Raw genomic sequence first — 13,672 nt, 5'->3', positions numbered from 1 at the left:
CCGCGGCGGTCAGCTCTGCTGGTGGCTCGATTCGCAGCAGTTCAGCAGCTCTTTGAGCGCCGCGGGGAACATGTCGGCGAGATCCCACAGGTCGGCAACCAGGTCGGGGCAGGAGATGAGGCCGATGCCGAGGCGGCCGTTGAGCGACATGACCGTGATGTTGAGTCCGGCGCCGGCGATGATCGGGCCGAGCGGATACATGGCGTCGACCCGGCAGCCCATGAAGTAGAGCTGCTCCTGCGGTCCCGGCACGTTGGACAGCACGAGGTTGTGCGGTGGTTTCTCGGGCAGCGGCATCCGCGGCAGCAGCTTCATCGCGGCGCCGAACATGGTTTGTCCGGCCACTTGCGTCCAGTCCTGCAGCAGGCTGGACCCCATCGCGGCGGCGTGGTCCTTGGCCGCGGCGTTGCCCTCGGCGATGCGGCTCAACCGTTCGCTCGGATCGTCGATGTGTGTCTCCAGCCGGCACAGCATCCACGTCGTCTGGTTGCGGCCCGGCCGATCGGATTTGCCCCGCACCGAGACCGGCACGCTGGCCACCATCGGGCTGTCCGGCAGTTCGCCGCGGTCCACCAGGAACTGCCGCAACGCGCCCGCGCACAGGGCGGTCACCACGTCGTTGACGGTGACTCCGAACCTGTTCTTGACCTTCTTGACGTCGTCGAGGTCAAGGGTGGTCAGGGCGACGTTGCGGCGCCGGGTGAAGGTGCCGTTGAACGCCGTCGGCGGCGCCGCGAACGGGGCGGCCATGGTTTGCCCACCGCCGCGGGCGCGCAGCAGCGTTTGCGCGAGCGTCAGCGCGGTGGACGGCACTACCTTGGCCAGGCGCCACGGCCGCAACCCGGCGGCGACGAGGCCGGATGCGGCGATCTGCAGGGAATTCGCCCCGCCGGAGCGGGCGGCGGGCTCCGGGGCCGGGGCGTCGGGCGCGGTGCTGCACAACTGGGCCAGGAGGTTGGCCCCACCGATCCCGTCAACCACCGCATGGTGGGCCTTGAGGACGACGGCGAGTGCATCACCGCCGTGCAGGCCCTCGATCACCCACATCTCCCACAGCGGGCGATCGCGATCCAGCGCCAGCCCGGCGACGTGCCCGCAGATCTCCGCTAACTCCCTCGACCCCCCAGGGGACGGCAGGGCAACCCGGTGCAGGTGGCGGGCCAGGTCGAAACGATCGTCGTCGACCCAGACCGGGTGGTCGAAGTTGAACTGGCTGTCCGCCAGCTTGAGACGGAATTCGGGCACCGCGTCCACTCGCGCTGACAGCGCCTGCCGGAACTGGCCGAAGGTGTAGCCGCCCGGCATGCCACCCGGGTCTAGCTCCAACACGCAGCAAACGTTTAGCGGCTGCGTCGGCGATTCCAGGTAGAGGAAGAAAGCGTCTAACCCACTAAGTCGTTGCATCATCCGCTCGTCTCTGTCGCGTGCTCTGACCGCTGGTCACATGACCTCTGGTCAGCACCGGGCCCCACCGGCGAACGCAATCAGGGTCGACCGCAATCTCTAGATGTGATTCCTATCTGTAGCCGTTGGACGGTCTCGGGCAAACATGTGAGCCGGACAATTCACGAAATCGCCACCGGTGTTCATCTGAGCGCGGAGTCAGTCCTCCGTCGACCGCCGGGCCATGGCCGAGTCGGGGGCGGCCCAGTCGGTCGACACCTTGCGATGGCTGATCAGCCATGCGTCGCCGTCAGGCGCCAAGGTGTCGCGATACCGGCCGAAATGGTCGAGTCCGACGTGGGTGAGCACCGTGAAGTACGACGACACCTGTGCCACGTCGCGCGCCAGTGCGGTGATCAGCACGTTGGTGAGGTTGTGCCGGACGATCGGCTTGACGCCCGCCGGCCGGTCGACGTTGAGGCCGCCGAGGAACGAGGCGATCGCCGAACGCCCGCGCAGCGGCTCGAAGCCGCGAATCTCCAGGACACCGTCGGCGCGGAACGTTTCGGCGAGGCCGTTCAGGTCGCCGGCGTCACCCGCCCAGTTGTAGCGCGCCAGAGTGTCGCGGATCCGCTCACGCGCGACCAATTCCCAGATCTCCACCGTCGTGACTCCTCGGCCGCAGCCTAATACGCGAAAGCGCAACCGCTACTTCACGATGTGGGGCCGGAAACCGCGGCGGTTGGACGGTGTCACGCCGTTTAGGTCGAAGATCGCGATCAGGGCGCGCAGCAGCGCGGGGGACCAGTCCTCGAACGGTTGCGCGTCCAGCCGATCGAGGACTTCGCCACGCAAATACTCGATGCCGGAAGGGTGTGGAGGGTCGCTCATCGCACATCCCGACGGCACACGGGATCCGGTTCGGTGCTCAACGAGCCAGCTTCCTTCCGCGACGAGTTGCTGGCGTCGACGCTAGGACCGCCGCCTCGCACTTGTACAGCCAACTGGTCAAATTCAAATGTGTTGGAAAGACCGACTCCACCGTCCAACGCGGCTCATTCCGCGTGCGGGAATGAATCCCTGCCAGGGGCCGTAGAACAACGCATGGAACTCAATGACGCGGCCCGCGAACTCATCGGCAAGGGCGCCGACGCCACCCTGGTCACCCTGAACCCCGACGGCAGCCCGCAAGTCAGCCTGGTGTGGGTCGCTTTGCAGTCCACACCCGACGGAGACGAACTCGTCAGCGCGCATCTCGCGGCGCACAAGAAGGTTCGCAACGTCCGCAACGATCCCCGGGTCGCCGTCACCATCGTCGCGCTCGACGGGGCGCACGCCGGGATGCGGCCCTACCTCTCGATCACCGGGACGGCACGGGTCGTCGAGGGCGGCGCACCCGAGTTGCTCGCCCAACTCAACCCGATTCTGGGTGACCCGAACAGTAAGTTCCCGCCGGACGGCGCGCCGCCCGGATTCCTGACCCGCATTCGCATCGAGAAGGTCGGCGGCATCGGCCCCTGGGCGTCCTGAGGACGGGGGCTTCCGCGACGGTCGGTAGCGGAATACAGTGGGTGGGTGACGACGGGCGCAGACGGCAGGCACGTGCGCACCTGCCCCTTGTGTGAGGCCATGTGCGGCTTGGAAATTCACGTCGACGGCGGCAGGGTCACCAGCATCCGGGGGAACCGGGATGACGTGTGGAGCCGTGGGCACATCTGCCCGAAGGGCGTCTCACTGGCCGCGCTGCACGACGACCCGGACCGCATCCGCCAACCGATGATCAAGGTCGACGGACAATGGCACGAGGTGAGCTGGGACGCGGCGTTCCGCCGCTGCACCGAGTTGCTGACGCCGGTGATCGAGAAGTACGGGATCGGGGCGGTCACCGCATACACCGGCAACCCGCTGGCGCACTCCTTCTCGCTGGCTCGCTACGCGGGCGTGCTGATGGGCATGTCGGGGATGCCGGTCACCTATTCGCCGGGCACCGTCGACCAGTGGCCGAAGAATTTGTCGTCGCATCTGATGTACGGCCTCTGGTGGAACTTCCCCGTGCCCGACATCGAACGCACCGACCTGATGGTCATCATGGGCGCCAACCCCGCCGCGTCGCAGGGGTCGCTGCTGGCCGCTCCCGACGTGATGGGCCTCATCGAGGCGGTTCGCAAGCGCGGCAAGGTCATCGTGATTGACCCGGTGCGCACGCAGACCGCGGCCCGCGCCGACGAATGGCTTCCCATCGTGCCCGGAACCGACGCCGCGCTGCTGCTGGCCGTGGCACACACGCTGTTTGACGAAGATCTGGTCCGCCCGGGACCGCACGTGGACGGTGTCGACACGATGCGCCGGGTCGCGGCGGATTGGCCACCGGGGCGCGTCAGCGCGGTCACCGGCATCGCCGAGGACCGCATCCGAAGTTTGGCCCGCGAGCTCGCCGGCACCGAGAAGTCGGTGGTGTACGGCCGAATTGGGTTGTGCAATCAGGAGTTCGGCAGCCTGGCCAGCTGGCTGGTCGACGTCATCAACATCCTGACCGGACATTTCGACGTTCCCGGGGGAGCGATGTTCCCCAAGCCGGCGGCCTGGTCTATAACCACGCAGCCGCTGCCCGGCCTGGAGGGTGGCCGCCCGGAATTCGGCCGCTGGCATACCCGCGTGCGCGGGGCGAAGGAGGTGCTCGGCCAGGCCCCGGTGTCCTGCATGGCCGAGGAGATCGCCACTGCAGGCGACGGGCAACTGAAGGCGTTGATCACGGTCGCCGGCAACCCGGTATTGTCCACGCCCGGCGGCGACAAGCTCGACGAGGTGCTGCCGATGCTGGAAGCGATGATCTCCGTTGACCTTTGGCTCAACGAGACGACGCGGCACGCCGACGTGATTCTGCCCGGTCTATCCCCGCTCGAGCAACCGCACCACGACGATCTCATCCTGTTGTTCGCCATCCACAGCATCGCGAATTACTCGCCGCCGGTGTTCGATCCGGGCGACCGCCCGCACGAATGGGAGATCCTGATCCGGCTGACCGGCCTGTGCACCGGCACACCGGCCGAAGACGTCGACGTCGCCGCGATCGACGACGGGTTCTTCGATTACCTGGCCTTCACCCAAGGCCTGGACGGCGCAGAGATCCGCAAGCTGTACGAGCACGGTGGCCCCGAACGCATGCTGGACCTGACGCTGCGAACCGGGCCGTTCGGGGACCAGTACGGCAAGAATCCCGGCGGCCTGACGCTGGATCTGCTCAAGGCGAACCCGAACGGCATCGACTTCGGGCCGATGGTGCCGCAACTGCCGGACATCCTGGGCACCCCCGACAAGAAGATCCGGCTGGCGCCGCAATACCTCCTCGATGATCTGCCGCGGCTGGCGGCCAGAATGGAACGACCGGCCGAACCGCTGGTTCTGGTGAGCCGTCGGCACCTTCGCTCGAACAACACCTGGCTGCACAACGTGCCGGCGCTGATGAAGGGAAAGGACCGGTGCACGTTGCTGATTCACCCGAAGGACGCGGCCAGGTGCGGCGTCACGGACGATGACGTCGTCACCGTCAAATCGGCGGCCGGCGAAATCAAAGTGCCCGTCGAGGTTACCGAATCGATCAAACCGGGCGTGGTGTCGATGCCCCACGGCTGGGGGCATGGCAAGCCGGGCACCCGCATGGCCGTGGCCAACGGCTCGCCGGGGGCAAACACGAATGTGCTTTCCCCGCCAACGTTTATCGACGAGCCGTCCGGCAACGGCGCGCTCAACGGCATACCGGTGACGATCATCGACGATCAGGCCCGATTCCGTCCGGCACAACCCGCCGAAAGCGGATAACCCCCAATCCCCTATCGCTTGGTTAACGGCAAGCGCCAATCTGTGGTTCATCTCACCTCGGCCGCCTTCGACTGAACCGTCGGGTGGTGCCGCACGTCGGCATAGGCATGACTGCAACAACGCATCTCACATCGCCCAGCGGGGCCGCTCAGCGTGGACGCGGCGCACCGCACATCGCCGGGGCCGCGGTGGCATTCACCTCGCACCGCTACAACCAGGACGAAGTCGCCCGGGAGTTAACCGAATTCACCGACCCGGAGTTCCTGCGCTTCGCGCAGACAACGGGGGTCGACCAGCGCAGCCTCGCGCTGCCGTTGTCGCGCTACCCACGATTGAGCGGCTTCACCGAAGCGAACGACGCCTACCTCGAGGTCGCGGTCGACCTCGGCGAGCGCGCGATACGTTCGGCATTGGCAGAGGCCGGCATCGAACCCCACGAGGTGGACACGATTGTGGTGGTCTCGAGCACCGGTATCGCGGTGCCCACCATCGACGCGCGGCTGATGACCCGGATCGGTCTGCGACCCAACGTCAAACGGGTTCCGCTGTTCGGCCTCGGCTGCGTCGCCGGCGCGGCCGGAATGGCGCGCGTGCACGACTACCTGCACGGCTACCCCGGCGACGTGGCGGTACTGCTGTCGGTCGAGTTGTGCTCCCTTACGCTGCAGCGCGACGACACCTCCATCCCCGCACTCATCGGTGTGTCCCTGTTCGGTGACGGTGCCGCCGCAGTAGTCGTCGCGGGCGCCGATCGAAACCCGTTGAACCGCAACGCCGGTCCGCAAGTTCTCGCTACCCGCAGCCGCGTGATTCCGGAAACGGTCGACGTGATGGGCTGGAACGTCGGCTCCAGCGGATTCCAGCTCGTGATGTCGCGCGAGGTCCCGAAAATGGCCGAAACCTACCTCAGGGACGAGGTCGAAGAGTTCCTCGCCGACCAGGGGTTGTCTCTCGCGGACATCGCGACCTGGGTGTGTCATCCCGGCGGCCCAAAAGTGCTCGACTCGATTGAGGAAGCGCTCGACCTACCGCCGGAGACGATGCTGCACAGCCGAAATTCGATGCGGGACAACGGCAACGTCTCCTCGGTGTCCGTGCTCGACGTGTTGCGGCGGACCCTCGCGGATCCGCCGGCCGCAGGGTCGCTCGGCGTCATGCTGGCGATGGGGCCGGGGTTCAGCTTCGAGCTGCTCCTGTTGCAGTGGTGAGGGCGAGGCCATGTACTACTACCTGTTCATCCTGGCCGTCGGCGCCGAGCGCCTGGTCGAACTAGCCGTGTCGCACCGCAACACCAAATGGTCGCTGGCCCACGGGGGCAAGGAGTTCGGCCGGGACCACTACCCGGCGATGGTCAGCATGCACGCGCTGCTGCTCGCCTCGTGCGTCGTGGAAACCTGGGCCCTCGGCCGGCCGTTCATCCCGTGGTTGGGGTGGCCGATGCTCGGCGTGGTGGTGCTCAGCACGGTGGTGCGCTGGCGCTGCGTGGCCGTCCTGGGCAAGCGCTGGAACCCGAGGCTGATCGTGATCCCGGGCGCACCACTGGTCCGCGACGGACTGTATCGCTGGGTGCGCCACCCGAATTACGCGGCGGTGGCGGCGGAGGTGGCGGCGCTGCCGCTCGTTCACTCGGCATGGCTCACGGCGATCGCGTTCAGCATCGCGAACGCGGTCGTGCTCAGGGTGCGGATCCGCGCCGAGAACGCCGCGTTGGCCTTGGTGTGAGGGCAGATCCGGCGATCACGGCGCGATGGGACGATTCGTCCACTCGCGGTCGGGCCGGCGCGACGAGCGGAACCAGCCGCCCGCCGCGCCGGTGCCGCCGTCGGTCGGGATGGTGTGGCCGGTGACGAATGCGGACAAGTCCGAGGCCAAGAACAAGATCACGCGGGCCTGGTCCTCGGGCATGCCCATGCGGCCGACCGGAACCCATTGCGGCCACTGGGCCTGCTCGTCGGGGGACAGCCACTGCGAGTAGGGCACCTGGAGGGACTCGGTGACATCGGGCGCGATCGCGTTGACCCGCACTCCATGCCCGCCCACCTGGACCGCGAGGCTTCGGGTGAACTGAATGACCGCGGCCTTGAACGCGGCATAGACGGGATCTTCGGGGTAACCGCGCAACCCCTCGACGGACGACACGTTGACGATCGCGCCGGTCCGCCGGGCGACCATCGCGGGCAGGAACGAATGGGTGACCAGAAAGACGTGGTGCAGGTTGATCCGGTACAGGTCGTCCCAGAGCTGGGGCTCGGTGTCGGCGAAGTTCCCGGGATGCCGCAGCCAGTGGCCCACGTTGTTGACCAGCGCATCTACCCGGCCGTAGCGCTCCAACACCGATCGCGCCAGGTCGTCGACCGCCGTCGCATCGCGGACGTCGGTGACCACCGCCACCGCGGACCCGCCCGCGTCCGCGATCTCGTCGACCGTCCGTGCGGCAAGCCCGCCGTCGATGTCGACGATGACCACGTGTGCGCCCTGGTGGGCGAATAGCCGCGCGGTGGCCGCGCCGATGCCACCGCCACCGCCGGTCACCACGGCCACCCGGTCGCCCAGCAGCGCGTCAGAGCGCGTTTCGTCGTTCATCGCTCATATCTTGGGCCACCGGGCGAATCCGGTCGATGGCCTGGGCCAACCAACCGCAGAATCATTGTCAGTACCCACCGGCCACTGCCGGTAAACCGTGATGTACCCAACATTCGCGCCGCCTTCACCGGAAGTTATTCGCACTCATGGACGGGTATTCGGTGCGCACTGAGGAGGGAGCCCAATGGTGAGCACCGATCCGCATCGCTTATTGCCAAGTGGCGCAATGAAGCGGCGAGTCCACCATCGCCATAGCCCGCAATCGTTCGCGGTCGCGTTGGCCAGCAGGCTGATCGTGAAGAACACTGTTCGCGCGTGGGCGTTCACCCCAAACTTGCGCTGGCCGTTCGGATATGTCGACGGCTTGGCGGGATTGGTGCCGCGGGTCGGCATCTCCGCGAAGATCGAACCGGTGCAACTGGAAAACTGCGCGGCAGAATGGGTTTGCGCGCCGGGCGTCTCGACGGATCGGGCGATCCTGTACCTGCATGGCGGCGCCTTCCTCACCTGTGGCCTCAACACGCATCGCTCGGTCGTCACGCGCCTTTCCAGGGCCGCGGATGCCGCGGTCCTCACGGTCGGGTACCGCAAGCTGCCCACCCATCAGATCACCGACGCAATCGAGGACGGCATGAGCGGCCTTCGCTGGCTGCAGGATCGCGGCTTCGACGGTGACCGGATAGTCGTCGCCGGCGACTCGGCCGGCGGGTACCTGGCGTTCATGACCACGCTGCTCGCCATCAGCAGCGACCTCATGCGGCCCGCGGGCATCGCGACGATCTCGCCGTTCACCGATGCCGACCCGGCCCGGAAGCTCAGGCACCGCAACGCGCGCCGGTGCTCGATGTTCACCCGCGGCGCGCTGTCGATGTTCGCCCGATACCTCAGCCAGGCGCAGCTCGTGGAGGGGCGGGGGGAGTCCACCGTCGCCTCTCCGGTGGACGCCGACCTGTCCGCCTTACCGCCGGTCACCATCCATGCGAGCTCCGACGAATTGCTGCTGCCCGATGCCGAGCTAATGGCGAAGCGCTTGGAAGCCAGCGGAATTCCCTGCGACCTGCATCTGTGGGACGGGCAGATCCATGACTTCCCGATAGCTGCGGACGTTCTGCCCGAGGGCAGGCGGGCCATTCGCCTCATCGGGGATTTCATCAAGGAAGTCACTGCCGCGCCGAACTCTTGGCGCAGTGGCCTGCACGCCGCCGCGGGCTGACAAGCTGCTGAAAGCGGCTGTGCCGCAATCGAAATGCGAAATGATCGCCGAGGTTACGGCCGCACCGTCGCCGGGTTCGCGATCGGTCAGCAGCGGTTCATGCTGCTCTTGCCAGTCCGGCGACGGCGTTTCGAGCGGTGGCGCAGTTTCCGGGTCGTCGGCCGGCGGAGCGTCGGCGGTGGTGCGCTGCTGCTCCACGGCGTCGGCGACCGGAACGTCGTCGGCGAAATCATCGTCGCTGTCAGGCATGGACGGCGGGTTACCCGCCGTCCATCCGTCGAAAACCGGCGCGACGTCCGGGAGCGGCGGTCCGGTAGAGATTCGGCGTCCTGATCCGCGCGGCTGCCGATACAGTTGGTCGTGATGAGCCGAGCAGCCCCGCCCGTGTTGACCGTGCGGTACGACGGATCCGAGCGCACGTTCGCCCCCGGCAACGATGTTGCGATCGGGCGTGACCTTCGGGCCGACGTCCGCGTCGCGCATCCGCTGATCTCCCGCACCCACCTGATCGTCCGGTTCGACCAGGGCCGATGGGTCGCCATCGACAACGGGAGCCTCAACGGGCTATTCGTCAACCATCATCGCGTGCCTGTGGTCGACATCCAGGACGGCATGCGCGTCAACATCGGGAATCCGGACGGCCCGGCGCTGACCTTCGAGGTGGGCCGCCACCAGGGGACGGCCGGGCGGCCGCCGCTGACGACGTCGATTCCGATCGTCAATCCGGCCACCGCGGCGAGCCCACGGGCCGCGCCGCCCTCCGGTGCGTCATGGCCCGGCCAGCCCCAGCCGCCGGCGTCGGCCTCATTCCGCCAGCCCACGCACCCGCCGAGCGGTCCGCAGCCCGCGCACCCGCCAAGCGGTCCTACACCGGTCCATCCGCCGAGCGGGTCGATGCCGAGCTACCCGTCGGGCCCGCAGCCGCGACAGCCGACGGGTGGCCAACCGGCGGCGCCGCCCAGCGGCCCACAACACGCCCCGCAGATCTATCGCACACCACCGAACGTGCCCCCCGCGCAGCCTGCGGGGCCCGAGACGAGCCGCGTCGCCGGCGACGCGTCGAACCTGGCGACCTCGATGATGAAGATCCTGCGGCCGGGCAGGGCCGGGCTGGAGTCGGCACCGGGCGCGATCACGATCGGCCGGGCCAACGACAACGACATCGTCATTCCCGAGGTGCTGGCGTCGCGCCACCACGCCACGCTGATCCCGACGCCCCACGGCACCGAGATCCACGACAACCGCAGCATCAACGGCACCTTCGTGAACGGGGCGCGGGTCGAATCGGCCGTGCTGCACGACGGCGACGTCGTCACCATCGGCAACATCGACCTTCTCTTCGCCGGCGGCACGCTGGCCCGCCGCGACGAGAGCGCGTCCGCGACCCGCACCGGCGGCCTGGACGTGCGCGGCGTGACGTGGACGATCGAGAACAACAAGACGCTGCTGGACGACATCTCGCTGGGCGCGCAGCCGGGCACACTGACGGCCGTGATCGGACCCTCGGGCGCGGGCAAGTCGACGTTCGCCCGGCTGGTCGCCGGGTACACGCACCCGACCAGGGGCACGGTGGCGTTCGAGGGCCACAACGTCCACGCCGAGTACGCCTCGCTGCGTAGCAGGATCGGGATGGTGCCGCAGGACGACGTGGTGCACGGGCAGCTGACCGTGCAGCAGGCGTTGATGTACGCCGCCGAGCTGCGGCTGCCGCCGGACACCACCAAGGAAGACCGGGCCCAGGTGGTGGCCCGGGTGCTCGAGGAACTCGAGATGACGCAGCACCTGCACACCCGGGTCGACAAGCTCTCCGGCGGACAGCGCAAGCGCGCATCGGTCGCCCTGGAGCTGCTGACCGGGCCGTCGCTGCTGATCCTGGACGAGCCGACGTCGGGGCTGGACCCCGCGCTGGACCGCCAGGTGATGACCATGCTGCGCCAGCTCGCCGATGCGGGCCGCGTGGTGCTGGTGGTCACCCACTCGCTGACCTACCTCGACGTGTGCGACCAGGTCCTGCTGCTGGCCCCCGGCGGCAAGACGGCCTTTTGCGGGCCGCCCAGCCAGATCGGTCCGGCTATGGGCACGACAAACTGGGCCGACATCTTCAGCTCGGTCGCGGGCGACCCGGACGGCGCGAAGGCGCGCTACCTGGCGCGCACCGGCCCACCACCGCCACCGCCCCCCGCGCAGCGGCCCGCCGACCTGGGCGACCCCTCACACACAAGCCTGGGCCGGCAGTTCTCCACGATCGCCAGGCGGCAGGTCCGTCTGATCTTCTCCGACCGGGGCTACTTCGTCTTCCTGGCGGTGCTGCCGTTCATCATGGGATCGCTGTCCATGTCGGTGCCCGGCACCGTCGGCTTCGGCATCCCCAACCCATACGGCGCCGCGCCCAACGAACCGGGGCAGATCCTGGTGCTGCTCAACGTCGGCGCCGTGTTCATGGGGACCGCGCTCACCATCCGCGACCTCATCGGGGAACGCCCGATCTTTCTGCGTGAACAGGCGGTCGGGCTGTCCACGACCGCCTACCTGCTGGCCAAGGTCTGTGTCTACACGGTTTTCGCGGTTATCCAATCGGCAATCGTGACCATCATCGTGCTGCTCGGCAAGGGCGGCCCGACCCAGGGGGCGGTGGCACTGGGGCGGCCGGGCCTCGAACTGTTCGTCGACGTCGCCTTGACGTGCGTGGCCTCGGCGATGCTCGGGCTCGCGCTTTCGGCCATCGCCAAGTCGAACGAACAGATCATGCCGCTCCTGGTGGTGGCGGTCATGTCGCAGCTGGTGTTCTCGGGCGGCATGATCCCCGTGACCGGACGCCTCGGGCTCGATCAGATGTCCTGGGCGACTCCAGCGCGTTGGGGGTTCGCGGCCTCAGCCTCTACCGCCGACCTTGGCAAGCTGGTGCCCGGCCCGCTCAGCCCGAAGGACTCGCACTGGCATCACACGCCGGGGGCGTGGTGGTTCGACATCGCGATGCTGGTGGTGATCAGCGCCTTCTACCTGAGCTTCGTCCGCTGGAAGATCCGGCTCAGGGGTGGCTGAACCCGCCGCGGGTCAGGCGCCCTTGCGGATCACCTGGTCGGCCGCGGCGCGCATGCGATCCGACAACTGGAGCAGGCTGTGCTCGCCCACGCCGAGGGGCAGCGTGTACGCCAATTGCCGCAGTTCGACCGCATAGTTGCGTAAGTCTTCCCGAAGGCGCGTCTCAAGAGTGGGCATGACATCTCCCTCAGGCTGGGGCTGGGCAGAGTGCCTGGTCCGCGTCGACCAGCCGATGTAGATAGCGTCCCAGCCCCGCCGCAGAACCGCGAGACCGCCGATCCGAATTAACGGGAGTTTGACAGCGTATTTACAGTCAGCGCGGGGCCCGGGCATGACGCTGTGGCGAAATCCCGGGCGCAATCTCGCCGCGGCGTTACGCTGACGCTGCTCGGTGGAAAGGCCTTCCAAGGCTTGGGGAAAGGCAGTGGCGCCGGAATGGATTTCGAACTCGACGCCGGGCAGCGCGCGTGGTTGGCCGTGGTTCGCGAGTTCCTGCACCACAACGTCACCGCCGAGCTACGCGCCGAACTCGCCGAGCACGACCTGGAATTCCCCGGCGGCGAGGTGGCCCGGTTCCGGCGCAAGATCGGGGAGAAGGGCTGGTTCGGGCTCAACTGGCCGCGTGAATACGGCGGACGCGGCCTCGGCGCAATCCACCTGCACCTGCTGATGAGCGAATTCGAGTACTGGGGCGTGCCGGGGCCTGACCTGACGGTCACGTCCGTGGCGCCGATGATCATGCGCCACGGCACCGAACGGAACAAGTCCGAATGGCTGCCACTGATCGCCAACGGCCAAATGGTTTGCGCCGTAGGGTATTCGGAGCCCGACGCCGGCACCGACCTGGCCAGCCTGCGCACCAGTGCGGTCCGCGACGGCGACGACTGGGTGATCAACGGCACCAAGATCTGGAACAGCGGCGCACAACGCGCCACCCACGAGTGGCTCTGTGTGCGCACCGATCCCCATGGTGACCGCCATCGGGGCATTTCGGTCATCATCGTCCCGATCGACACTCCCGGCGTCACGATCCGCCCGCTGTACGCGTGGTCGGGCTATCGCACCAACGAGGTCCACTTCCACGACGTGCGGGTGCCGGCCACGAACCTGGTTGGCCAGGTCAATCGCGGCTGGACATACATCACGGGGGCACTCGACCTCGAACGCGGCGCCCTCACCAACGCCGGCGACCTGCGTCGCGCCGTGGAGGAGCTGCGTGAGCTCGCACGGGCGCCCCGCCGCGATGGCACGGTGCCCGCCGACAGCCCGTCGTTGCGGCGGCGGCTGGCGCAAGCCGAGGCCGACGTGGCGGTGGCCACCCTGATGGGCTACCAGGCCGCGTCGATTCTCGACAGCGGGCTGATCCCGACGGTGGAGGTCAGCGTCGAGAAGATCTTCACCAGCGAACTGCGCCAGCGCATCGCCGTGCTCGCGCTCGACGTGCTGGGTCCCGACGGGCTACTCGCGCACCGCAGCGAGCGGGCGCCGCTGGCCGGCAAGTTCGAGCGGCTGTACCGGGCCGCGCCGCTGATGCGTTTCGGCGGCGGCACGAACGAGGTGCTCCGCGACATCATCGCCCAGCGCGGGCACACGATGCCCAGCTACGGGCGCTGAGAAGGAACCGCGCCGCGT

General features: G+C 67.9%; 12 protein-coding genes. 7 read left to right on the top strand and 5 right to left on the bottom strand.

Going from position 1 to position 13,672, the window contains the following annotated elements; translation table 11 throughout:
* Nucleotides 1-9: 9 nt before the first annotated feature.
* From ACEL92_RS14415 to ACEL92_RS14405, 3 genes are all read right to left on the bottom strand, one after another.
* A complete protein-coding gene (locus ACEL92_RS14415) occupies nucleotides 10-1,404 on the bottom strand; it encodes a wax ester/triacylglycerol synthase family O-acyltransferase (RefSeq protein WP_374021423.1) in 1,395 nt (464 codons plus the stop codon).
* 198 nt (nucleotides 1,405-1,602) lie between these two features.
* Entirely contained in the window at nucleotides 1,603-2,046 is a 444-nt protein-coding gene (locus ACEL92_RS14410; RefSeq protein WP_374021422.1) for a nuclear transport factor 2 family protein, read from the bottom strand.
* A 45-nt stretch (nucleotides 2,047-2,091) separates the two neighbouring features.
* A complete protein-coding gene (locus ACEL92_RS14405; RefSeq protein WP_374021421.1) occupies nucleotides 2,092-2,274 on the bottom strand; it encodes a hypothetical protein in 183 nt (60 codons plus the stop codon).
* A gap of 213 nt (nucleotides 2,275-2,487) precedes the next feature.
* Here ACEL92_RS14405 and ACEL92_RS14400 point away from each other — a divergent pair, with 213 nt between their 5' ends.
* The 4 genes from ACEL92_RS14400 (at nucleotide 2,488) to ACEL92_RS14385 (ending at nucleotide 6,924) form a co-directional block, all read left to right on the top strand.
* Entirely contained in the window at nucleotides 2,488-2,913 is a 426-nt protein-coding gene (locus ACEL92_RS14400; RefSeq protein WP_374021420.1) for a PPOX class F420-dependent oxidoreductase, read from the top strand.
* Between the two features lie 45 nt (nucleotides 2,914-2,958).
* On the top strand, nucleotides 2,959-5,202 hold the full coding sequence (locus ACEL92_RS14395; RefSeq protein ID WP_374021419.1) for a molybdopterin-dependent oxidoreductase: 2,244 nt from the start codon (nucleotides 2,959-2,961) through the stop codon (nucleotides 5,200-5,202).
* Between the two features lie 107 nt (nucleotides 5,203-5,309).
* Entirely contained in the window at nucleotides 5,310-6,410 is a 1,101-nt protein-coding gene (locus tag ACEL92_RS14390; RefSeq protein ID WP_374021418.1) for a type III polyketide synthase, read from the top strand.
* 10 nt (nucleotides 6,411-6,420) lie between these two features.
* Nucleotides 6,421-6,924: an isoprenylcysteine carboxyl methyltransferase family protein gene (locus tag ACEL92_RS14385; protein ID WP_374021417.1), complete on the top strand. Its 504-nt coding sequence runs from the start codon at nucleotides 6,421-6,423 to the stop codon at nucleotides 6,922-6,924.
* A 15-nt stretch (nucleotides 6,925-6,939) separates the two neighbouring features.
* On the opposite strand, the gene ACEL92_RS14380 is transcribed toward ACEL92_RS14385, so the two are convergent.
* Nucleotides 6,940-7,785, bottom strand: a complete 846-nt coding sequence (locus ACEL92_RS14380) for an SDR family NAD(P)-dependent oxidoreductase (RefSeq protein ID WP_374021416.1) — start codon at nucleotides 7,783-7,785, stop codon at nucleotides 6,940-6,942.
* Nucleotides 7,786-7,969: 184 nt separating this feature from the next.
* Here ACEL92_RS14380 and ACEL92_RS14375 point away from each other — a divergent pair, with 184 nt between their 5' ends.
* Together ACEL92_RS14375 and ACEL92_RS14370 are read left to right on the top strand one after the other, a co-directional pair.
* Nucleotides 7,970-8,998, top strand: coding sequence for an alpha/beta hydrolase (locus ACEL92_RS14375; RefSeq protein ID WP_374021415.1), 1,029 nt, complete (start codon nucleotides 7,970-7,972; stop codon nucleotides 8,996-8,998).
* Between the two features lie 363 nt (nucleotides 8,999-9,361).
* Nucleotides 9,362-12,040, top strand: coding sequence for an FHA domain-containing protein (locus tag ACEL92_RS14370; RefSeq protein WP_374021414.1), 2,679 nt, complete (start codon nucleotides 9,362-9,364; stop codon nucleotides 12,038-12,040).
* 12 nt (nucleotides 12,041-12,052) lie between these two features.
* Here the strand turns inward: ACEL92_RS14370 and ACEL92_RS14365 are convergent, their stop codons facing one another.
* Complete coding sequence (locus ACEL92_RS14365; protein WP_374021413.1) at nucleotides 12,053-12,217, bottom strand: hypothetical protein; 165 nt, start codon at nucleotides 12,215-12,217, stop codon at nucleotides 12,053-12,055.
* Nucleotides 12,218-12,475: 258 nt separating this feature from the next.
* On the opposite strand from ACEL92_RS14365, the gene ACEL92_RS14360 reads away from it, so the two are divergent.
* Nucleotides 12,476-13,654, top strand: a complete 1,179-nt coding sequence (locus ACEL92_RS14360; RefSeq protein WP_374021412.1) for an acyl-CoA dehydrogenase family protein — start codon at nucleotides 12,476-12,478, stop codon at nucleotides 13,652-13,654.
* Nucleotides 13,655-13,672: the final 18 nt, after the last annotated feature.

This window comes from Mycobacterium hainanense (assembly GCF_041890355.1).
Lineage (GTDB): Bacteria > Actinomycetota > Actinomycetes > Mycobacteriales > Mycobacteriaceae > Mycobacterium > Mycobacterium hainanense.
The sequence above is the reverse complement of the archived record's forward strand: the minus strand, read 5'-3'. Positions and strand labels throughout refer to the sequence as shown.